The 22,098-nt window shown below is 61.6% G+C and carries 20 protein-coding genes; 4 read left to right on the forward strand and 16 right to left on the reverse strand.

Annotation, left to right across the window (positions count from 1 at the left end; translation table 11 throughout):
• Positions 1-62: 62 nt before the first annotated feature.
• From ABX298_RS05115 to ABX298_RS05180, 14 genes are all read right to left on the reverse strand, one after another.
• Entirely contained in the window at positions 63-1,106 is a 1,044-nt protein-coding gene (locus tag ABX298_RS05115) for a lipopolysaccharide assembly protein LapB (RefSeq protein WP_075046190.1), read from the reverse strand.
• Position 1,107: 1 nt separating this feature from the next.
• Positions 1,108-2,076, reverse strand: a complete 969-nt coding sequence (locus ABX298_RS05120; RefSeq protein WP_075047036.1) for a type II secretion system F family protein — start codon at positions 2,074-2,076, stop codon at positions 1,108-1,110.
• Between the two features lie 26 nt (positions 2,077-2,102).
• The gene (locus tag ABX298_RS05125) at positions 2,103-3,089 is read right to left on the reverse strand and encodes a type II secretion system F family protein (protein WP_075046191.1); all 987 of its coding nucleotides are present in this window, start codon (positions 3,087-3,089) and stop codon (positions 2,103-2,105) included.
• On the reverse strand, positions 3,086-4,528 hold the full coding sequence (locus ABX298_RS05130) for a CpaF family protein (protein ID WP_075046192.1): 1,443 nt from the start codon (positions 4,526-4,528) through the stop codon (positions 3,086-3,088). Before ABX298_RS05130 ends, ABX298_RS05125 begins: the two co-directional genes overlap by 4 nt.
• A gap of 3 nt (positions 4,529-4,531) precedes the next feature.
• A complete protein-coding gene (locus ABX298_RS05135) occupies positions 4,532-5,749 on the reverse strand; it encodes an AAA family ATPase (RefSeq protein WP_367394151.1) in 1,218 nt (405 codons plus the stop codon).
• A complete protein-coding gene (locus ABX298_RS05140; protein ID WP_317409646.1) occupies positions 5,743-6,246 on the reverse strand; it encodes a pilus assembly protein in 504 nt (167 codons plus the stop codon). The genes ABX298_RS05135 and ABX298_RS05140 overlap by 7 nt, the downstream gene beginning before the upstream one ends.
• Positions 6,246-6,716: a TadE/TadG family type IV pilus assembly protein gene (locus tag ABX298_RS05145; RefSeq protein WP_075046194.1), complete on the reverse strand. Its 471-nt coding sequence runs from the start codon at positions 6,714-6,716 to the stop codon at positions 6,246-6,248. The genes ABX298_RS05140 and ABX298_RS05145 overlap by 1 nt, the downstream gene beginning before the upstream one ends.
• Before the next feature lie 9 nt (positions 6,717-6,725).
• A complete protein-coding gene (locus ABX298_RS05150) occupies positions 6,726-8,048 on the reverse strand; it encodes a TadE/TadG family type IV pilus assembly protein (RefSeq protein ID WP_367394152.1) in 1,323 nt (440 codons plus the stop codon).
• A 35-nt stretch (positions 8,049-8,083) separates the two neighbouring features.
• Positions 8,084-8,365: a hypothetical protein gene (locus ABX298_RS05155; protein ID WP_317409648.1), complete on the reverse strand. Its 282-nt coding sequence runs from the start codon at positions 8,363-8,365 to the stop codon at positions 8,084-8,086.
• Between the two features lie 15 nt (positions 8,366-8,380).
• On the reverse strand, positions 8,381-9,868 hold the full coding sequence (locus ABX298_RS05160) for a type II and III secretion system protein family protein (RefSeq protein WP_330872953.1): 1,488 nt from the start codon (positions 9,866-9,868) through the stop codon (positions 8,381-8,383).
• 87 nt (positions 9,869-9,955) lie between these two features.
• Positions 9,956-10,768, reverse strand: coding sequence for a Flp pilus assembly protein CpaB (gene cpaB / locus ABX298_RS05165; protein ID WP_317409649.1), 813 nt, complete (start codon positions 10,766-10,768; stop codon positions 9,956-9,958).
• Positions 10,769-10,780: 12 nt separating this feature from the next.
• Positions 10,781-12,115 carry an AAA family ATPase gene (locus tag ABX298_RS05170; protein ID WP_317409650.1) on the reverse strand — a complete coding sequence of 445 codons (1,335 nt, stop codon included), beginning with the start codon at positions 12,113-12,115 and terminating at the stop codon, positions 10,781-10,783.
• A gap of 15 nt (positions 12,116-12,130) precedes the next feature.
• Entirely contained in the window at positions 12,131-12,649 is a 519-nt protein-coding gene (locus ABX298_RS05175) for a prepilin peptidase (RefSeq protein ID WP_367394153.1), read from the reverse strand.
• A 36-nt stretch (positions 12,650-12,685) separates the two neighbouring features.
• Positions 12,686-12,880 carry a Flp family type IVb pilin gene (locus ABX298_RS05180; protein WP_317409652.1) on the reverse strand — a complete coding sequence of 65 codons (195 nt, stop codon included), beginning with the start codon at positions 12,878-12,880 and terminating at the stop codon, positions 12,686-12,688.
• Between the two features lie 450 nt (positions 12,881-13,330).
• Between ABX298_RS05180 and ABX298_RS05185 the strand changes: the two genes are divergently transcribed.
• The gene (locus ABX298_RS05185) at positions 13,331-14,209 is read left to right on the forward strand and encodes a helix-turn-helix domain-containing protein (protein WP_367394154.1); all 879 of its coding nucleotides are present in this window, start codon (positions 13,331-13,333) and stop codon (positions 14,207-14,209) included.
• Between the two features lie 4 nt (positions 14,210-14,213).
• Here the strand turns inward: ABX298_RS05185 and ABX298_RS05190 are convergent, their stop codons facing one another.
• The gene (locus ABX298_RS05190; RefSeq protein WP_286100500.1) at positions 14,214-15,437 is read right to left on the reverse strand and encodes an SAM-dependent methyltransferase; all 1,224 of its coding nucleotides are present in this window, start codon (positions 15,435-15,437) and stop codon (positions 14,214-14,216) included.
• Between the two features lie 294 nt (positions 15,438-15,731).
• On the reverse strand, positions 15,732-16,349 hold the full coding sequence (locus ABX298_RS05195; protein ID WP_367394155.1) for a TPM domain-containing protein: 618 nt from the start codon (positions 16,347-16,349) through the stop codon (positions 15,732-15,734).
• A gap of 186 nt (positions 16,350-16,535) precedes the next feature.
• Here ABX298_RS05195 and bglX point away from each other — a divergent pair, with 186 nt between their 5' ends.
• The 3 genes from bglX to ABX298_RS05210 all read left to right on the forward strand — a co-directional run bounded on the left by bglX (position 16,536) and on the right by ABX298_RS05210 (position 22,060).
• Positions 16,536-18,827, forward strand: a complete 2,292-nt coding sequence (gene bglX / locus ABX298_RS05200; RefSeq protein ID WP_025340465.1) for a beta-glucosidase BglX — start codon at positions 16,536-16,538, stop codon at positions 18,825-18,827.
• Positions 18,828-18,974: 147 nt separating this feature from the next.
• Positions 18,975-20,732 carry an ATP-binding protein gene (locus ABX298_RS05205; protein ID WP_367394156.1) on the forward strand — a complete coding sequence of 586 codons (1,758 nt, stop codon included), beginning with the start codon at positions 18,975-18,977 and terminating at the stop codon, positions 20,730-20,732.
• Positions 20,726-22,060: a sigma-54 dependent transcriptional regulator gene (locus ABX298_RS05210; RefSeq protein WP_075046205.1), complete on the forward strand. Its 1,335-nt coding sequence runs from the start codon at positions 20,726-20,728 to the stop codon at positions 22,058-22,060. Before ABX298_RS05205 ends, ABX298_RS05210 begins: the two co-directional genes overlap by 7 nt.
• Positions 22,061-22,098: the final 38 nt, after the last annotated feature.

A 22,098-nucleotide genomic window follows, 5' to 3' on the forward strand; every position in this document is an offset into this window, starting at 1 on the left:
GTGGGAGCCGGCTTGCCGGCGATGGGCTGCGTAGCAGCCCCGTTTACGCTATCTGTCAGGCATCAAGGCGCCGACGCGGTTGTCACCTGCACGGCCGGGCCAACTGCAACCGGCTCGGGCATCGCTACATCGCCGCCCAGCTGGCGGATTTGCCGAATCTGCTGGACCCTGTTCAGGTTTTCCCAGGCGACGGGATAGTGCCCCGGCGACAACTCGATCGCGCTGCGGAAGAACTGCTCAGCCACATCCAGCTTGCCTTCCACCAGGCAGACATAGCCGACATCATTGCTGGCCTCTGCACGCTTTTCGACCTGTTCGAAGGCAGACACCGCTTCTTCATAGCGCCCCATGCGAGCCAGCAGCAACCCATAGTTGCGCCAAAGCGGTTTGTACGTGCCGTCGTAGCTCACACCACGTTTGTACCGGAGCTCGGCATCGGCCCATTGCCCGGCCATGTAGTAGGAGTACCCCAGGCTGTTCTGCACCAACGCCGAATGTGGATCGATGAGCTCGGCCAGGCGGTAGTAGGTCTGCGCCTCGGCGAAGTTGTCGGCCAGATCCGCGAGCACCCCCAGCCCGTTGTAGGCCTTGAGTGGTGACTTGCTGTCGACCCTGAGCGCAGCCGCCCCTGTCTGGGTATTGGCTGGGTCCTTGGCAAAGCGTTTCTGATCCACGGCAACTGCCTTCAAAAGCATCACCTTGGCTTGCTCATGTTTACGCATGGACAGGTTCAGCAGGCCCATTTCCGTCAGGGCATCGGGGTTTTCAGGTGCCTTGCTCAGTACCTCGGTGAAGGCCATCTCGGCAAGCTGGTTATTGCCCCGTTCGCGGTGGATACGGCCAACCCAGACCAGGGCTTCTTGACGTTCGGGCGCCAGCTCAAGGACGCGCAGGTACTGGTACAGCGCCTGGTCCAGGTCACCGGCCTGGTAAGCCATCGCCGCCATCTGCATCGCCTGGTCGGGCGAGTTGCTTTGCGATTGCACTTGGTAGAGCACCGAATTGCCACCGGAGTAGACAGAACGCACCCCATTCAAGTCTGGCCCTGTGCTCTGGCAACCCGAGAGCACGGCGATCATGGTCAACAGCAAGCTGATCCTGTTCATGTCATGGATTCCCGAACGTTTTAAGTATCCCGATGATCACCGGGCCGATGGCAACCAGAAAAAAGCTTGGCCACAAACAGAAAATTAGCGGAAAAACCAGCTTTGTTCCGATTTTCGCGCCCATTTCCTCGGCGGCCTGCATGCGCCGGTCACGAAACTCCTCGGCATAGATGCGCAAGGTGGCCGCTACGCTGGTACCGAAGCGGATGCTCTGGGCCAACAGGCTGACCAGACCCTGGATGTCTTCCAGGCCGGTGCGGTCCGCCAGTTGTCTGAGCGCTTCGGTACTGGAAATGCCGGCGCGGATCTGCGCATTGACCAAGGCCAGTTCCTCGGCCAGCTCGGCCTGGCTGACCGACATTTCTTCAGCCACCCGCTCGATGGCCTGGGGCAACGCTAGGCCCGACTCCACGCAAACCACCATCAGGTCCAGGGCATCAGGGAAGGCTGCACGCAACCGACCTTGCCGAGCATTCTTTCGCTTGTCGACATAGATTGCCGGCAGAAGCCATCCGACGGCCGCTCCCATGGCCACCAATCCCATGCCCATCATCAGGGAAAGGTTTGGAACCAGTGGCAGTACCAACAGCGAGACGCCTACCAGCAGCAACGGCAACAGCAAACGCACCGCCCAATACACCTGTACCGCCGACGCCGAACCATAACCCGCGTGGGTCAACAGGGTTCGAGTAGCCGACACCTGCCCATCCGTAGACGGGGTAACGCGCCGACCAACCCGCTCCAGTAGAAGCTGAAGGTTGCCTGGCGCCTCTCGCCCGGCCGCAGCGCTGGAGTGATCACGCTTGATCAGTGCAAGACGACGCTGCAGTGGGCTCTGCAAACCCTGCACCAGTAACGTCACAGTGATAACGGCAATGACCGTGCTTACCCCGATCGCACCGACGATCAGCAAGCGTGCCAATGCCTCGTTGTCCGTCACCCCACTCAATAAACCGAGCAAATAGTCCATGACCGACGCCCCCATGCGAGAACTGCCTAAATCTGGATACGGATAATCTTACGAATCCAGAAAATCCCCACCAACATGGAGCCAAAAGCCCCCATGACCAACTTTTGCCCAGTAGGATCCTTGATCAGCATCGTCAGATAATTTGGGCTCGTGATAATGATCGCTGCCGCCAGCAGGAAGGGAATGGCCACCAGCACCCAAGCCGACATACGCCCTTCGGCCGACATTGTCTTGATCTTGCGCTGAAAGCGGAAACGCCCGCGTATCAAATTGCTCAAGCGCTCCAGTACCTCCGTCAGGTTGCCGCCAGTCTCACGGTGAATAAGGATCGAGGTGACCAGCATCATCACTGTCATGCTTGGCATCCGCTCTAGCAGGCCAAGCATGGCCCGGCGCACATCATTACCGTAGTTGATATCGGCGAAGGTCAGGCCAAACTCATGCGCCACCGGCCCCTTGTGCTCATCTGCCACCAGACGCAGGGTTTCATTAAAAGGGTGCCCGGCGCGCAATGCCCGGCACATAGCTTCCAGCGCATCCGGCAAGCCCTCTTCAAACTTGGCGAAACGCTTGCCACGGTCACGGGTAATTTTCAGCAGCGGCAGCCAGAACGCCACGAACGCTGCCGCCAGCGCCAGCCACCAGTAAGGAAAGAACATCCAAGCCAGCATCCCGGCAGCAGCTGCCAGCGCCAACCCCAGCAGTAGTACCCGATAGGCCCGGTACTCATGCCCGGCCTGCTCGATCATTTGAGTCAGCGTCGCCATGAAGGGCAATTGCTCGAGCCGCGCCTCCAGCGGCGACAGGCGTGTCAGGTATTTCTGCCGCAGCACGGTCTGCATGTTCGGCAGATGACTTGCCCGCTCCAGGAGCACAAGTCGACTGCGGATACGCTTGCGTACCTTGCCCGCCTCGCCGAACACTGGCACTGCCAAGCCTTGGCTGAGGAGAAACACGGCAACGAACACCATGCCAAGAAACATCAGGATGAATTCACCGGGTATCTGGCTCATGGCTGACGAGCCTCCATCCATTCAGGCCTGAACATCGTCAGCGGCAACTCGATCCCGCGCTTGGCCAAGGAATCGCGAAACGCTGGGACCATGCCGCTTGGCCGGAAGTCACCTAGCACCTGGCCCTGCTCGCCCACACCATTGCGGACAAAAGAGAAGATCTCGGTCATGGTGATGATTTCACCCTCCATGCCGTTGATCTCCTGCACGCTTACCAACCGTCGCTTGCCGTCTTCCTGCCGCTCCAACTGGATCACCACATCGATGGCCGATGCGATCTGTTGACGCATGGCCTTGATCGGGAACGTGGCACCAGACATCAAGACCATGTTCTCGACGCGACCCAATGCATCGCGCGCGGTGTTGGCGTGGATGGTAGTCAATGAACCATCGTGACCAGTGTTCATCGCCGTCAGCATGTCCAGCGCCTCGGCGCCACGCACCTCACCGATCACGATACGGTCCGGGCGCATCCGCAGGCTGTTGCGCACCAGCTCACGCTGGCCCACCTCGCCACGTCCCTCGATGTTCGCCGGCCGTGTTTCCAGGCGCACCACATGTGGCTGCTGCAGTTGCAGCTCGGCTGAGTCCTCGATGGTGACGATGCGCTCGTTATGGGGAATGAAACTGGACAGCACATTGAGCATGGTGGTCTTGCCGCAGCCGGTGCCGCCGGAGATCAGCACGTTCAGCCGCCCCCGCACGATCGCCTTGAGCAGCAACGCGATGGCCGGCGTCAGCGCGCCCGCCTGGATCAGGCTATCGGTATTGAGCAGGTCCACCGCAAAGCGGCGGATCGAGATACTCGGCCCGTCGATGGCCAGCGGCGGGATGATCGCATTGACCCGTGAACCATCCTTGAGCCGCGCATCTACCAACGGCGACGACTCGTCGATACGCCGGCCGAGGCTGGAGACGATGCGGTCGATGATGTTCAGCAGGTGCTGATCATCGCGAAAACGCACATCGGTGCGCTGCAACTTGCCGAACCGTTCGACATACACAGAGTCATGCCCGTTGACCAGGATGTCGGACACCGTATGGTCGGCCAGCAGTGGCTCCAGCGGGCCAAGGCCAAGCACTTCGTCGGTGATCTGCTTGATGATCAACTGGCGACTGGCAGAGCTCACCGGCGCCGAATGCTCATCGAGCAGACGCTGGCAGATATCGCGGATCTGCCGCACGGCCTCGGCCTGCTCGAGCGAATCGAGCAAGGACAGGTCCATGACCTTGAGCAGTTGCTGATAGGTCTTCTCCCGCCACTCGGCTTCCACCGATGTGACCTGGCTTTTCGTTTCAAACAGAACATCCGGTGCCGAATGTTCCCACGCCATCAGCGCCTCTGCCGGGTCCTTCGCGCCTCCACCCTGCTTCGACGGCGTCGATGCCTCGGGGGTGGCTGCCTGTTTGCGCAAACGGTTACGGAAATCGCTAAGCATGGTTCACCCCCGAAAAACACGCTTGAAGGCGCGTTTGAACAGTCCGTTTTCAGTGTCCACCTGCTTGCCAACCAATTCCTCGGCCAGCCCACGCAGCGCCTGGGTGATCGCGGAGCGAGGTGCTTGCAGACCTAATGGCACACCTGTGTTCTGGCTCTGGTTGATGACGCTGAAGTCATTCGGCAGTTTCACGATATTGGTGCAGCGCAGCGCCTCGCCGATATCCTTGAGGCTGACCGGTGCCGCCTTGTCGTAGCGGTTGACCACCACCTCCAGCTGATTGCCGCGTACGCCCAGGTCATCGCGCAGAATGCGCGCCAGGGAACTGGCGTCGCGCAGGTGGTTGACGCTCTGCTGCACCACGACGTACACCCGGTCGGCCTGCTCCAGCACCGAAGCGGTGATGTGATCGATCTGCCGCGGCAAGTCCGCCACTACCCAGTCATAGTTGGCCCGCGCCAGTTGCAGCAGCGCATCGAGCTGTTCGGCCTGGACATCCTGCGGCAGGCACAGCTCATTGGCGCGACTGCCAAGCACATGCAAGGACGGGCTGAAATGGCTGCAAAAGCCGCGCAGTGCAACACCATCCATTTCTTTTATCTGCTGCAACACGTCCAGTTGGCTGTGCGACTGCGCCACATCCAGATGATGCGACACGCTGCCAAACTGCAGGTCCAGGTCAAGCAACAGGGCGTTGCCCTTGAGGCTGAGCTGATGCGCCAGGTTGCAGGCCAGCACCGTGCCGCCGGAGCCACCCTTGGCATTCATCACCGCGACCAGTTTGCCTGTTGCCGTGCTGTTGGTCTGGGTTTCCAGGACCATACGGTTCAAGGCAGCGATAAGCTCCGTGGCAACGATGGGCTCCGGCAGAAAATCGCGCGCACCGGCCTGCATCGCCAGGCGCATGCCTTCCCGATCGTCCAGCAGGCCGCACACCAACAGCGGCGGGCGCTCATGGGCCGGGCGTTGCAACAGGGCCGCCAGCTCCTCACGCCACAGCTGGCCAACGCGCAGCAGCAAGAAATCGGGCATCCGGTCCAGCCCGTACAGAGGGTCGCAATGCCCATTGCTCACCTGGCGAACATTCACCTCCAGACCCGAGATGCGCTGACAGATTTCTTGCAACTGACGCAAGGCCAAGGCGTCCGAGCTGCTGATCAACAGACGCATCCCGGGCTTGATGGAGGTAGCGGATACGGAAGACTCCCTTAGATTCAGCATGGCGTGATCTCCGGTACGACATCCGCCTCGGTATGACGCCCGAGGCTCTCGCGAGGTAAGGTCGCCTTGAATACTGGCAAGGTAATGGGCACGCCAAACCCTGGAATAAACAGGCTGAATTGAAAGTTCTGCAGCGTCAGTTGGACATAGCGGACAGCGGCAAACCCGGTGGCACTTACCAGATCACCGGGGTTGGCGACCTGTGCACCGTTCTTGTCCAGGTAACGCAGAGTCAGATCCGAGGTGTCCAGGTCGGCCAGCAGGCTGCTGGCACCACTGTCGCCCGCAGTGTTGAATATCGCCCTGCGCAGCACCACCGGATCGCTGATATTGCATACCGCTGCCAGCCGTGCGCCACGCCGAACGGACTCATTCAGCACGTTCACGGTGTAGTACAGCCGGCCTATTTCAAGCACCCCGAACAACAGCGTGAACAGCAACGTACCAACGATGGCGAACTCCACCACGTAAACGCCCTGCATGCATCTGCGCTTCATCACAGTGCCCTCATCACGGTGGTGGCGACCAACGGGAAGTTCAGTGCCGTGCCGTTGCCGATAAACGCCGGAATACCGCTGGCTATCAGCGGGGAAAAGACCGCGCTGATGGTCACCTGCACGTGGTCGTTGGTGCCCGCCACCTTGGCCACCTGCACGGTGGTATTGGCCGGCATCCCGGTCAGGCTGCAGGGCGGCGCGGAAGGTGCACCGTACACCGCCACTTTCTTGGTCATGCACTCGAGGTCGGCGCTCACCTCGACCTTGCCAAGGGTCGAGTTCCAGGCCTGGCTGGCGACAAAGCGCGCTGCATCCCGGCTGCCCTGCAGCAGACTGTTGTACTGATAGAGCATGCGGCCAAATTCGCCAAAGGCCAGCAAGGTCAGGAGCAACAGTGGCAGAGTGATGGTGAACTCGACGATTGCCACCCCTTGCTGACGCTGCGCACGCTTGAGCCGATAAAGTTCCATGACACGCTCCTAGGAGTCGGTGCTCGGTGTGCCACTGCCACTGATAAAGGTTTTGTACAGCTGGATGATCTGCGGGCCGGAATCGTCTTGCGGTGTAGGTCCTGGCACGCCGTCACCCTCGCATTGCTTGACGAACTGGCCGAAGATCTGCGAATCCCCACCTGAGTTGTCGGCAGGCTGCACCACATAGAAACAACCGAAACCGATCACCGGTATCGACGATGCCCCCGAGTTCTTGCCCGAGCAGTCGCCCATTACGATTTTCAGTATCCGCCGCTCGAAAACCCCGTTTGACTGGCACCCCGTTCCCCCGCCTGCAACACATGCGGCACTCTGCGCGGCATAATCGTTGTAATCGAACAGCGGCGTGCCGCCAGCAGAGAGATTGCCATTGTTCGAAGTAACAGGCTGGCCTTGCTGTTCCACTCGCGGCGGTGTGGCGCTGTCGTTGTATTTCATCTTCGGGTTGTCATAGGTCGTCACCAGGTCGGGCGGATAGTCCGTCCCCTTGAACGACCCTGTGTAGTCGCCGAAGCGCGTATTCAAACCTTGAACGGAAGGCCCAACCGTATTACCTGGCTTGGTGTCGACGTTTTCCCCGACATTGCGACAAACCGAGCCGCCGCCGGCCATGAGTTCGCCAACCTCCTTGCCGCCCGAGCCAAAATCAAGCAGCTGAAAATTGCCTGGACCAATCGGGTCGCTGTTCTTGGCGGCTGACTTCAATACCTCCAGATCACCGAAGCGATAGCCCCAGAACATGCCTGCTTCCGGGTTGTATTGAGCCGGATTGCCACACACCAGCAGCGGCGCAAGATCGCATGGGCTGGTGGGACTCGGCCCGGCGGTGGCAATCGCCGTCACCTGCTTGGATCCTAAGGTGCCTGAACCAAATGACTGGGCGAAGTTCCAGAAAAAGCCCGCCAGTGAGTAATTCGATACCGAGACCCGCACATAGGTGGCATTGGCCGGCCCGGGGAAGGAGAAAGGCCCATAGACATTGTCTGCCAACTCCACCACGGCAAATCCGCCAGGGTTGCCGCCGATTGCCGTCAACAGCTCCGTGTTGCCAGCGGCCTTGGCATTTTCGTTAAGGGTGAAGAGCGCGGCTGCTCGCGTGGTACTGGCGGCATTGCCAGAGCCCATCACCTGGCTCAGGGTCTTGGCGCCACTGAGGGCGGCGGCGTCCACGGCATTCTGCAGTCGAGTCTTGTTCAACAGCACGTGACCGCCATCGAGCACCAACGCTGCCATCATCAGTATCGCCAACAGGGCGATCACGATGATGACAGTTACTGCCCCCCGCTGTTGGCCTGGCGGCGCGGTGAACATCCGTTGGGCTCGAGGAGTCATTGTCACGCCCTCAATCAGCGAGTTGAATCAGTGACTTGGATCTGGATCGGCTGACCGATCTGCTGCGCTTCACCAGTCGTCCCCCGGTAGCTATTGATCACCTTCTCCAGCAAAGGCCCGTCAGAGCCAGCAGCCGGCACTTCAGTGCCTGGGTTGGCGGCTACCTGCTTGTCGGCAATCTGCTGGTAGGTTGTCTGGTAGACGCTGTAGCCCAGCGGGCCAACGCGCCCTTCGTCGTACGACATGCAACCCGACAACCCCGATAGCAGCGCGCAACACACGATCATGCTTCTCATGCTGATTCTCTCCGATCAATTCAGGTCATGGCCAAAGTTGCCACCGCTGACACCGAGGCTGACGGGCACCGCGCGCCCCGGCTCACTGCCCTTGGTCTTGCCGAGCAGGTAGAAGTCCAGGTCACTGGGCTCGACGAACTTCTCAGTGGGCAGGCGCACCGCCTTGGCATCCACGGGCTTGGCGAGGTGCGGCGTCACCAGGATCACCAGTTCGGTTTCACCGTTGATGAACGATTGGCTGCGGAACAGGTGCCCGAGTATCGGCAGGTCCCCCAGACCCGGGAAACGGCTGACGAAATCGCGAGTGTTTTCGCTGATCAAGCCGGCGATGGCAATGGTCTGGCCATTGCCCAGTTCGACCGTGGACTCTGCGCTGCGCTTGGTCAGCGACGGAATAACCTGGGAAACTCCATCGCCCAGGATGCTGCTGAGGCCCGTGTCGAGTACCAGCGAGTTGGCGTTGGAAAGCTCGCTCACCGAGACATTCAGGTTGAGGTTGATACGCCCGGAGTCGAGCACTACCGGCAGGAACTTCACGCCGACACCGAATTCCTTGTATTCGATGGTGATGCCATCATCCTCGGTGATCGGCACAGGGAACTCGCCACCGGAAATGAACTCCGCCTGCTGGCCGGTCAGTGTGGTGAGGGTGGGTTCTGCCAGCACCTTGGCCGAACCATTGTCCTTGGACGCTTCAAGCACCACGTTGAACAGGAAATCGTCGGACAGGAACTGGGCGAACAAGCCTTTGCCGCCACCAATCAGCGAACCTGGCGAAAGGATCGACCCGCCGCCTGGAGTCAGGCCCAGTCCTTGACCATTGTTGAACCCGCCACCGCTCCAGTTGCCGGATGATCCAAGGGCATTGAAGCGCACGTTAAGGTTCTTGATCAGACTGCGCTGCATCTCTGCCACTTTGACTTCCAGCATCACCTGCTGGCTGCCACCGACGCTGAGCAGGTTGATCACTTCCAGCGACTGGGCCGGGGCCGCCTCGGCGGCTTCACCCTTGCCTTGCACCACACTCGAGGTTTGCGCGGCATAGGTCTTGGCCACTTTCATCGCTGTGTCCATGGCCGCGGCGCTGCGCACCTGGCCACGCAGTACCAGCGCGCCCTGGGCGCTGAACACCTCGATGTTCTCCTCGGGCAGCAGCTGGTGCAGTTTGGTCTTGAGCCCGGTGAGGTCATGCACGACCTCCACATCCATGGTCTCGATCAAGCGGTTGTTGCTGTCCCACAGCAGCACGTTGGTAGTGCCCAGGGAACGGCCGAGCAGGTAGAGCTGGGTCGGGCTGGTGATCAGGATATCGGCGATATCCGGGTTGCCGACCGAGATTTTCCTCACCGGCGTACGAGCACTGATCGTCCGCGACTTGTAGATGGGCACCTGGACCATGTTGGTGTTGGCCGCCGGCATGGCGCTGTATCCCGATCCCGGTTCTGCAGCCTGCGTCACACCGACGAACAGCAGCTGCGTACCCAGCCCGCACAACAGGTACATCCCTAGTCTCTGCAAAGTATTCATGCATAACTCCTTGCGAGGTATTCTTGTTCCTGCCGAAGGTTAGCCATTCGGACGCCAGCTGCTTTAGAACCGTGCTTTCGCAACTTCAACTTCAGTCCCGCGGATGATGGTGACCGAGCCACCTTCACTACTACGATTTACCACCGGTCTCGGTTGGGGTTTGAATGCTGGCGTTGCAGCCTTCACCGGCTCGACAGCGGCTACGGCTGGCGCCTGCTTCTGAGCGTCCAGCGGATTGCGCAGGGCCAGTTGCAACTTGCCTTCGGATTGCGCCCTGACCAGCACCTCGGCCTCTTTGGCCGACATTTCCAGGGTCACGGCACGTACCACCACCGGCTGGGTCTTGTCCGTCCCCGCAGTCTGGTCCACGGCCAATACCCGGAGGTCCTGGAGAATGGTTCTGGACTCAGCGTCATTACTACCGCCATTGCTTTGCTTGGTAGCCAGAACATCGACCCGGTTACCCGGCAACAGGAACCCGCCCACCCCGACCACGTCATCCACACGCACCGAAATGGCGCGCTTGTCTGGAGCAATCAGCGAAGCCAGGGTACTGCCACCCAGGTGTTCGGCCAGGCGAGCGCTACGCAGCACATCGCCGCGCAACAGTGCAAAAGTGGCAATCTTGCCAAGCACCTTTTCATTGCTGTCAAAGGCATCATCAGGTACCGCATCCTTGGGCATGCGCACGATGGCGACTTGCTGCGCCTCGATCATCTGCCCGAACGGGATCTCCACCGTGGCGACCACCACGTTCTTCATGTTGTCATCCGGGGCGGCGTTGAGCCGACCATTGAGCCAGTTGTTGGCCATCAAGGCGGCACCAAGTCCCAAGGTCAGGGAAACGGCAACCAGGGTCAGCGTACGGACACTCATGTCTGCATCTCCTTATCCAAGGAAGTCGATCTGCACGAAGTAGCTTTGCCAGGCCCATTTCAGCTCCTGAGGCGACAGCGGACCATCGCCGCCCAGGTAACGCTGGCGGTCGAGCGCCATGTTCAGCAGGTCGCGAGGGTGGCAGGGCACCAGCGGCACGCCTTCGGCCTCGTACAGCGCCTGTAACGCGTAACGCAACAGCAGCGGGTCGTAATCCAGGCCCAGGCGTTCGCATTCCTGGCGCCAGATGCGTTCGTACTCATCGACTTTCAGGTAGCTGAACTGCAGCTTGTAGCCGATACGTCGCAAGAAGGCTTCGTCGGCCAACTCCAGCGGGTTGAGGTTGGTGGAGAACACAAGCACCAGATCGAACGGCAGCTCGCAATGGCGCCCGCCACCCAGGTTGAGGAAGTCGCGCTTCTCTTCCATCGGCACGATCCAGCGGTTGAACAGTTCGGCCGGGGCCATGCGCTGGCGCCCCATGTCGTCGATGATGAACAGGCCATTACTGGCCTTGAGTTGCAAGGAGGCCTGGTACTGACGGGTACTGGGATCAAAGCGGACGTCCAGTTGCTCCATACCCAACTCACCGCCAGTGATCACAACCGGGCGTTTGCAGCGCACCAGCCGACGATCGATTCCTTCGTTGAGCAACAAGCTGGTAGATTGGCTTTCTTCCTCCAGGCGCTGATGCACCTGGGGGTCGTATACCTCGATGACCGACTCGTTGATCTCGATGGCATGGGGTACCCAGATGGCTTCGGCGAACAGGCGGATCAGGCGGCTGCTGACGTAGGTCTTGCCGGTGCCTGCGGGGCCATAAATCATGATGGCGCGTCCGGAGTTCAGCGCTACCCCTAGCTGGTCCAGCATGCTCTCCGACAGCACTACGCCCGCAAATGCCTTGTGCATGTCCTGCGTACTGATGCGGCCATGGTGAATGGTCTGCAGCTTGAGCAGGTCACGATAGGCACTTACCGGGAAGGGCGCCGCGCCGATGTAGCCGCTGCGCGCCAGTGCATCACGGGCGGTACCGCGGCCCCGCTCTGTCAGGCCGTAGCGCAGCACCTGCCCCCCCGTTTGCACACCGACCTGGCCCAGTACTTCAACGCGGCCATCCTTACGCAGAAAGGCCAGTACTTCCTCTACCACTGCGCCGGTCAATGCCAGACGCTCCACCAGGCGCGACAAATCCAGCGTACCGGCGTCATGCAGGTGCTTGCACAACAAATCACCGAGAAAGCTTTCCGCCAGGCCAGTCTCGCGGACTGTACGTGGCTGAGGTGCCAGGCTCTGCACTGCGTCCTTGTCACAGGCGCAGACACCACTGTCTCTTAATGCGTGCATTGTTAGCCTCCCAGGCTATAGGCCAAGCGGTTGCCAAAAAAGGCTGACAATGGTTCCGGACAGTATCGCGACGGAATAAGGGAATGGTTTACCCGCCACCTCATCCGTCCTCGGCGCAAAATATGCCTGCGCCGTCAAGATCAACCAGTAGCGTTCTAACGTCTGTTTCAACTGTCCGCGCAGGAGCACTATCAACATCCCGCACACTCCGCCGGCAATCAAACTAAGAAGTGCTGCTGAAAGTGCTTCAGGCGGTGCAAGAAAGCTACAGACCATAGCCATCAGTTTGACGTCGCCGGCCGCCATGCCCCCCAGCGCATACATTGGAATAAATACGGTAAAACCGATAACCATGCCCAGCACACCATAACCCAGCCCGGCAAGTTCTGCGGAGTAAACCTGCCCCGCCAACCCCAACCCCAACCCCAGCAAGACCAGTAAGTTGGGAATGCGGTGGTTACGAAGGTCCCCGACCACCGCAATACCCAACAACCCTAGCAGCACGACAATGGCGAACAGAGACTCTGCTGACATTGCTGCATCCCCCTTGGGGCTTAATTAAGAATTGGTTTAAGGGGCTGCTGTGCCTCCAAGCGCAGTGATCAGCCCGTTGATTTTTCCCTTGACTGCAGTTCCCAAGTTGGTGAACGCAGTAATAAGGGCGAGGGCAACCAACCCGCCTGCTACCGCATACTCCACAACAGTCAGGCCATCTTCATCTTTGACGAACTTCAGGACCGAATCCTTGATAGTTTGCAGATTCATTTCGCTCACCTCGCTAAGGACATTATTTTTCTTCCCGGGCAGTGGTGTTTTGCACTACCTGTTGCGAATCCTAGTCAGAGGGTGACAGCAGTGGTTAGGAGATTTTTGCGAATCGCTAGGACTTTTTTGCGGCCATTGGCCAGCATCGAAAAGGTGGGCGAAGACACCAGTAAACCAGGCAGGAAACCCGAATATGAGAAGCACTTTCGTACGCATTTGCAGCCGGCTCAGGGAAGGGTTCTGGCACGTTTGTTCAAAGCCGACAAGCGGTCGTCATGATCAAAGACCAGCCTGACTGCGGAACCTGTCTAACATCAGGGTTTTACAAAGCGCATAGAACCACTTAAGCCAAAACGATCTAAGGTAATAACCAAATTGATCGGCGACTTAATAGTGTTTTGACAATACTGCTGCTCGTAGGGAAACTCCCCAGCATAAGGTTAAGTCACGATGTCTAACCCGGGCACAAAGCCGCTGTTGTTGTGGTTCGATCTGACACGCGATCATTCCACCGACGCGCTGATGGCACAGTTCAGTCATGTCTGCGATTGCAAACTGGCGAAGGCCGTGGCGCATTCCGAACGCCAGCAGGCAGACATGATCTGCATGCATTTCGATCGCCCCGACACCCTCAACCTCAACCTGTTGCTGGAAGTGAAGCGCAACTCACCGTCAATCCCGGTCACCATGTTCACCGTGCAGCACTCCGAAGAGTTGGCCGTCTGGGCCATGCGTTCGCGGGTCTGGGAGTATCTGGTATTGCCGCTGACAAGCGGTGAGAAAAGTCGCTACATCGATGTCCTCAAGCAGCTTTGCGACATACGCCGCGCCAGCAAGGCCTCAGGCAATGCGCAGCGCATCGATCACCTTCCCTCCCTGCCGGACAGCATTCGCCTGACCGGCGAACACCACAAGCACCAGGCGCTCAGCAAGGTCATGCCGTACATCGACCAGCACTTTCGCGAATGTGTCGATCAAAAGGACCTCGCGCAGCGCTGCGGCATGACCACGGCCCGCTTCAGCCGCCTGTTCAAGGAAGTGAACGGCGTTGGGTTTCTGGATTACATCCTGAGCAAGCGCATGAACCTGGCCATGGACCTGCTCGTCAACAGCCAGATGCCGATTACCAGCATCGGCTATGAGGCAGGCTTCAAGGACCCGTCCTACTTCGCCCGCACCTTCAAGCAGGTGAGCAACTGCACGCCCAGCGAATACCGCCAGGCCCGCCAGCTCGAAGCGGCGGCCAGCGAAACCGAGCCCCTGAAAGATACGAATGCGCCACTTCTGGATAACGTGTTACCGAGTGCGGCGTTTCACAAGAGCCGCTGAAGAATCACACGCCAGGCAGCAACCCGTCCCCTCGCAACAACGTCTCCAGGCAATGCTCCTGCACCCCATAGAACGCCTTGAGCTGCCCGATCTTCTCCAGCAACGCGCCGTTGTCCCCTGCCTGGCGCCGCTTCACCGCAAGAATCATCTTGTTCTTGTTGGTGTGCTCCAGCGAGATGAACTCGAACACCTTGGTCTCGTACCCGCAGGCTTCCAGGTACAGCGCGCGCAGGCTGTCGGTCAGCATCTCGGCCTGCTGGCCCAGGTGCAGGCCGTACTGCAGCATCGGTTGCAACAACCCCGGGCTGTGCAGTTGCGGGCGGATCTGCTTGTGGCAGCACGGCGAGCACATGATGATCGCGGCGTTGCAGCGGATGCCGGTGTGGATGGCGTAGTCGGTGGCGATGTCGCAGGCATGCAGGGCGATCATCACCTCGATGGCCTCGGGCACCACGCTACGCACGTCACCACACTGGAACTCCAGGCCCGGATGCTCCAGACGCAAGGCGGCGGCATTGCACAAGTCGACCATGTCCTGGCGCAGCTCGACGCCGGTTACCTGCGCTTCGCGGCCCAGGCTGTTGCGCAGATAGTCGTGCATGGCAAAGGTCAGGTAGCCCTTGCCAGAGCCGAAGTCGGCTACCCGCAGCGCCTGCTCCGCCGGCACCGGGGCGCTGGCCAGGGCGTGGTCGAAGACTTCGATGAACTTGTTGATCTGCTTCCACTTGCGCGACATGGACGGGATCAGCGCGCCTTGTGCGTCAGTCACGCCGAGGTCACGCAGGAATGGCCGCGACAGCTCCAGATAGCGCTTCTTCTCGCGGTCATGGCCGCTGCTGCTGGCAGCTTCGCGCGGTGCCTGTGCGCCGTGGCGCTGGAGCATGGGCTTGCCCTTCTTGCTGAAGGTCAACTGCACTTCACCGTCGGCGTCGAACAGGTGCGCATTGCGGAAGCTGTCCGGCAGCAACTCGGCGACCAGCGCCTGGGCCTGATCCAGCGCCAGGTTGCGGGTGATGTCGCGGGTCTGGTGGCGATAGACCAGCGACAGGCACGGCTGGCCCTTGACCTGCAGCGGCTTGGCAATGATCCGTTGCAAGGTCTGGTCGGCACCGACATGGCGCGCCAATACCAGTTTGACCAGGGTATTGCCATGCAGGGCGGCGTTCAGCAGGTCGAGAAACTGGGTGCGCGCATCCGGCGCGGATGGGGCAGAAGAACTGGCGGACATGGAAAAACGGTGCCTCGGATAGCGGGGAGCGCATGGCGCAATGCGCGCATTCTACAGGGTGGCTAACTTCCTGTGGGAGATCGCCCAGTCCTTTGGGCTGCGCTGTCGCGTAGAGAACTGAATTCACAAGCGGTACGCGTACCCTGTGGGAGCGGCTTTAGCCGCGAAGAATCCAACTCGGTGCAGGGCACCGGCTGCGCCGGTGTTCGCGGCTAAAGCCGCTCCCACAGAGTCCCCGCTAATTCAATGAGTTATGTGCAGTTCTAAGGGCGCGTCAAGCCATCGGGGTTCGGCTCAATCGAGAATCACCAACCGGTTGGGCAACTCGTTACGTGCATGGGTAGGCGGCACATGCTCGCTGAGCAGTTCGCCGCACGCCTCGATGCACTCGACAAACCCCTGCAAGGTGCGGCCCTGGCGTACCTGTTCGGCAAAGCGGGCGACGATGGCCGCGCGGGCGGTGGCATCCAGGTGGTGCTCGATGCCGCGGTCAACCAGGATCTCCACATGCCGCTCCGCCTCGCTGACGAAGATCAGTACGCCCGTGGCACCAGCAGTGCGCTGCAGGTTCTGTTCGCGAAACTGCTGACGGGCCAGGCGCGAGGCGCGCCAGCGGCGCAGGGTCCGGGGGATCAGCCAGCCGGCCAGGCGTGGGCTGCGCAGCAGCAGGCACAAGCCGACGAACAGCAGCACATTGGCCACCAGCAAGCCACGCACTCCGGGCCAACCCAGCAGCCAGTGCAACAGGGCCGGCACGGCCAGCGCCAGCACGGCGGCCCAGAACAACGGCCAGTAGGCGTAATCATCGGCCCGGCGGGCCAGCACCGTCACCAGTTCGGCATCGGTGCGCCGTTCGGCACGGGCAATGGCTTCGGCGATCTGGCGCTGATGGTATTCGTCGAGGGGGGTCATGCCGTCGGTCTCTTGAGCGTTCTTATAGTTGTTGTCCCGGCATTCGGGGCTTCGTCCGCAGGCGACATATTCAGGCATAATCCGCCGCTGGAAGAAATGCCTGCAAATCGTACAACAATAGCCGCCTGAAAACTTCGGCCGCGCGCGTATCACCGTGGATACGGCAGAGGCCCCACAACGGAATTGATGATGAAACTGTCTTTGCTGGGCCTGGCCATGGGCCTTGCCAGTCAGGCGGCCCTCGCCGCCCCCTCCGCCCCGCCCCTGCAGGACAAGCAGGCGTTCATCGACCATCTGATCAGCCAGATGACCGAAGCCGAGAAGATCGGCCAGCTGCGCCTGATCAGCATCGGCCCGGAAATGCCCCGCGACAAGATTCGTGAGGAGATCGCCGCCGGCCGCATCGGTGGCACCTTCAACTCGCGTACCGCGCCCGAGAACCGGCCGATGCAGGACGCTGCCATGCGCAGCCGCCTGAAGATCCCGATGTTCTTCGCCTACGATACCGTCCACGGCGAACGCACCATTTTCCCGATCGGCCTGGGCATGGCCGCGACCTGGGACATGGACGCCGTCGCCAAGGTCGGCCGCACCGCCGCCATCGAAGCCGCGGCCGACGCCCTGGACATGACCTTCGCACCGATGGTCGACATCGCCCGCGACCCGCGCTGGGGCCGCACCAGTGAAGGCTTTGGCGAAGACACCTACCTGACCTCGAAGATCGGCCAGGTGATGGTCCGCTCGTTCCAGGGCAGCAGCCCGGCCAATCCCGACAGCATCATGGCCATCGTCAAGCACTTCGCCCTGTATGGCGCGGTGGAAGGCGGGCGCGACTACAACACGGTCGATATGAGCCTGCCGAAAATGTACAACGACTACCTGCCGCCCTACCGCGCCGCGCTTGACGCTGGTGCCGGCGGGGTGATGGTGGCGCTGAACTCGATCAACGGCGTGCCGGCCACCTCCAACACCTGGCTGATGAACGACCTGCTGCGCAAGGAGTGGGGCTTCAAGGGCGTGACCATCAGCGACCACGGCGCCATCCAGGAGCTGATCCGCCATGGCGTCGCCCGCGACGGTCGCGAAGCCGCCAAGCTGGCGATCAAGGCCGGCATCGACATGAGCATGAACGACACCCTGTACGGCGAAGAGCTGCCAGGCCTGCTGAAGTCTGGCGAAGTGACCCAGGGCGAACTGGATCAGGCGGTGCGCGAAGTGCTGGGTGCCAAGTACGACATGGGCCTGTTCAAGGACCCGTACGTGCGCATCGGCAAGGCCGAAACCGACCTGAAGGACTACTACGGCAACGACCGCCTGCACCGCGATGCCGCGCGTGACGTGGCGCGCCGCAGCCTGGTGCTGCTGGAAAACCGCAACCAGACCCTGCCGCTGAAAAAGGCCGGCACCATCGCCCTGGTCGGCCCGCTGGCCGATGCCCCGATCGACATGATGGGCAGCTGGGCTGCCGACGGCAAACCAGTGCACTCGGTGACCGTGCGCGAAGGCCTGCGCCGCGCCGTGGAGGGCAAGGCCAAGCTGGTCTACGCCAAAGGTTCCAACGTCACCGGCGACAAGGCGATGTTCGATTACCTGAACTTCCTCAACTTCGATGCCCCGGAAATCGTCGACGACCCGCGCCCGCCCGCGGTGCTGATCGACGAGGCGGTGAAGGCGGCGAAGCAGTCCGATGTGGTGGTGGCAGTGGTGGGTGAATCCCGCGGCATGTCCCACGAGTCGTCGAGCCGTACCACCCTGGAAATCCCCGCCAGCCAGCGGGAGCTGATCAAGGCCCTGAAGGCCACCGGCAAGCCACTGGTGCTGGTGCTGATGAACGGCCGCCCACTGTCGATTGCCTGGGAACGCGAGCAGGCCGACGCCATTCTGGAAACCTGGTTCGCCGGTACCGAAGGCGGCAACGCGATCGCCGATGTGCTGTTCGGCGATTACAACCCGTCCGGCAAGCTGGCCATCACCTTCCCGCGCTCGGTCGGGCAGATCCCGATGTACTACAACCACACCCGTATTGGCCGGCCCTTCACGCCGGGCAAGCCGGGCAACTACACCTCGCAGTACTTCGAGGAGCCCAATGGCCCGCTGTACCCGTTCGGCTATGGCCTGAGCTACAGCAGCTTCGAACTGTCGGGGCTGAAGCTGTCGAACAAGGACCTCAAGCGTGGCGACACGCTGGAAGCCAAGGTGACGGTGAAGAACACCGGCAAGGTGGCAGGCGAGACCGTGGTGCAGCTGTACCTGCAGGATGTATCGGCATCGATGAGCCGCCCGGTGAAGGAACTGAAGAACTTCCAGAAGCTGATGCTCAAGCCTGGCGAATCGCGCACGTTGAGCTTCCGCATCAGCGAAGAAGACCTGAAGTTCTACAATGGCCAACTGCAGCGGGTTGCCGAGCCAGGGGAATTCAATGTCCAGGTCGGGCTGGATTCCCAGGCGGTGCAGCAGCAGAGCTTTGAACTGCTGTAACTGACCGGTTTGCCTGTACCGGCCCCTTCGCGGGCTTGCCCGCTCCCACAGGTACTGCACAAGTCCATCGGGCTGTGAATCTCATGTGGGAGCGGGCAAGCCCGCGAAGAGGCCGGCCCTGATATCCCATTCATCCGGATCCGCCCCATGCCCTTTTCCGTTCGCGCCCTGCGTCTGGGGCTGATCACCCTGCTGATCGTGCTGGGCACCGCCCTCAGCGCCGGCTGGGCCATGCACCAGGCCAAGCGCCAGGCCATGGAAGCCGACGCCCAGCGTGCCAGCCAGCAGCTGGGCCTGTACGCCAATGCCCTGCACACGCTGATCGACCGCTACCGCGCCCTGCCCGCCGTGCTGGCGCTGGACCCGGAGCTGATCGCAGCCCTGCGCGGCCCGGTCAGCGAAGCGGTGCAGGACGCCCTGAACCGCAAGCTCGAACGCATCAATGGCGCCGCCAACTCCTCCACCCTCGAACTGCTCGACCGCACCGGCCTGGCCATCGCCGCCAGCAACTGGCGGTTGCCCAGCAGCTACGTGGGCTCCAACTACGGTTTTCGCCCCTATTTCAAGCAGACCCGCAGCCAGGGCAGTGGTCGCTTCTACGCCGTGGGCGTGACCAGTGGCGTGCCGGGCTACTTCCTCGCCAGCGCGGTGAACGACGAGCATGGCCGCTTCCTCGGCGCCATGGTGGTGAAGCTGGAGTTCCCCGAGCTGGAACGCGAGTGGCGCCAGGGCAGCGACATCCTGCTGGTCAGCGATGCCCGCGGCATCACTTTCATCGCCAACCAGGACGGCTGGCGCTACCGCGAACTGCAGCCACTCAATGGAGCCGACCGTGCCGAACTGGCCGAAACCCGTCAGTACGACAAGCAACCGCTGGTGCCGCTGCAGCACCAGGTGCTGACCCGCTTTGCCGCCAACAGCACCCTCAGCCGGGTGCAAGGCCCGGAGGGCAGCGCCGAATACCTGTGGGAAAGCCTGCCGCTGGAAGGTGAAAACTGGACCTTGCACCTGCTGCGCAAGCCGCAGGTGGCCGCCGACGGTCGCAATGCCGCCCTCGGCGCCGCCGCCGTGTGGCTGAGCCTGGTGTTCGCTGCGCTGTTCGTCAGCCAGCGCCTGCGCCTGGCCCGCCTGCGCCAGCGCAGCCGGGAGGAGCTCAAGCGCCAGGTCGAGGAGCGCACCCGTGAGCTGCGCACCGCCCAGGAGGGGCTGGTGCAATCGGCCAAGCTGGCGGCGCTGGGGCAGATGTCGGCAGCCATGGCCCATGAAATCAACCAGCCGCTGACCACCCAGCGCATGCAGCTGGAAACCCTGCGCCTGCTGCTCGACCATGGCCGACATGACGAAGCACGCCAGGCACTGGAGCCGCTGGAGCAGATGCTCACACGCATGGCCGCGCTCACCAGCCACCTGAAAACCTTCGCCCGCAACAGTCCGGTCGGCCTGCGCGAGCGCCTGGACCTGGCCACGGTGGTCGACCAGGCCCTGCACCTGCTGGAAGCGCGCATTCGCAGCGAAGAAGTAGAAGTAGCCCTGTACCTGGCGCGCCCGGCCTGGGTGCGCGGCGATGCCATTCGCCTGGAGCAGGTGCTGATCAACCTGCTGCGCAATGCCCTCGACGCCATGGCCGACAAGCGCTACAAACGCCTGGAGATCCGCATCGAGCCCGACGGCGAGCTGTGGCGCCTGAGCGTGCTGGATTCGGGTGGCGGCATTGCCGAGGCCGACCTGGCCAAGGTCTTCGACCCGTTCTTCACCACCAAGCCGGTGGGCGAAGGCCTGGGGCTGGGCCTGGCCATTTCCTACGGCATCGTCCACGAGGCCGGTGGCCAGCTGCAGGCCGAAAACCTGCCTGGCGGCGCGCGCCTGAGCCTTACCCTGCCCCGTGACCTGGAGCCTGTATGTTGAATTCAGTGATCGTCGTCGATGATGAAGCCAGTATCCGCACTGCGGTCGAGCAATGGCTGAGCCTGTCCGGCTTCAGCGTGCAACTGTTCGCCCGCGCCGAAGAATGCCTGGCACACCTGCCACAGCACTTTCCCGGAGTAATCATCAGCGATGTACGCATGCCGGGCATGGATGGCCTGCAGTTGCTCGAACGCCTGCAGGCGGACGACCCCGACTTGCCGGTGATCCTGCTGACCGGCCACGGCGATGTGCCCATGGCAGTGGAAGCCATGCGCAGCGGGGCCTACGACTTCCTGGAAAAACCCTTTACCCCGCAGCACCTGCTGGGCAGCCTGCGTCGGGCCCTGGAAAAGCGCCAGCTGGTCCTGGAAAACCGCAGGCTGCACGAGCAGGCCGACCTCAAGTCACGCCTGGAAGGCACGCTGCTTGGCATGTCCCAAGGCCTGCAACAGCTACGCCGGCAAGTGCTGGACCTGGCCAGCCTGCCGGTCAATGTGCTGATCCGCGGCGAAACCGGCAGTGGCAAGGAGCGCGTGGCCCGCTGCCTGCACGATTTTGGCCCGCGCGCCGGCAAGCCGTTCGTCGCCCTCAACTGTGCAGCCATCCCCGAGTCGCTGTTCGAGGCCGAGCTGTTCGGCCATGAAAGCGGCGCTTTTACCGGTGCCCAAGGCAAGCGCATCGGCAAGCTGGAGTACGCCAACGGCGGCACGGTGTTCCTCGACGAAATCGAAAGCATGCCACTGGCCCAACAGGCCAAGCTGCTGCGGGTGATTCAGGAACAGAAGCTGGAGCGCCTGGGGGCCAACCAGAGCATCAGCGTCGACCTGCGCATCATTGCCGCGACCAAGCCCGACCTGCTCGAAGAAGCCCGCGCCGGGCGCTTCCGCGAAGACCTTGCCTATCGCCTGAACGTGGCCGAGCTGCGCCTGGCGCCATTGCGTGAACGGCGTGAGGACATTCCACTGCTGTTCGAGCACTTTGCCCGTGCCGCCGGCGAAAAGCTTGGCCGCGCAGCCCCACCACTGTCGGGCGCGCAACTGGCGCAGCTGCTGTCGCACGACTGGCCGGGCAACGTGCGTGAACTGGCCAATGCCGCGGAACGCCATGCGTTGGGGCTGGGCTCACCGAACATCGAGGTGGCGCCTGCCGGGCAGTCGCTGAGCGAGCAGATGGAAGCGTTCGAGGCGCAATGCCTGCGCGCGGCGCTGCGCCAGCACGGGGGCGCGATCAATGCTGTGATGGAAATGTTGCAGCTGCCGCGGCGCACGCTGAACGAGAAGATGCAACGGCATGGATTGGTGCGCGAGGACTTCATTGGGCGGGAATGAGCGGAAATCCGCCTATCGCGCTTGGTCGCTAAGCAAAT

This window comes from Pseudomonas sp. X4, assembly GCF_040784925.1.
GTDB classification, from domain to species: Bacteria; Pseudomonadota; Gammaproteobacteria; order Pseudomonadales; family Pseudomonadaceae; genus Aquipseudomonas; species Aquipseudomonas putida_Z.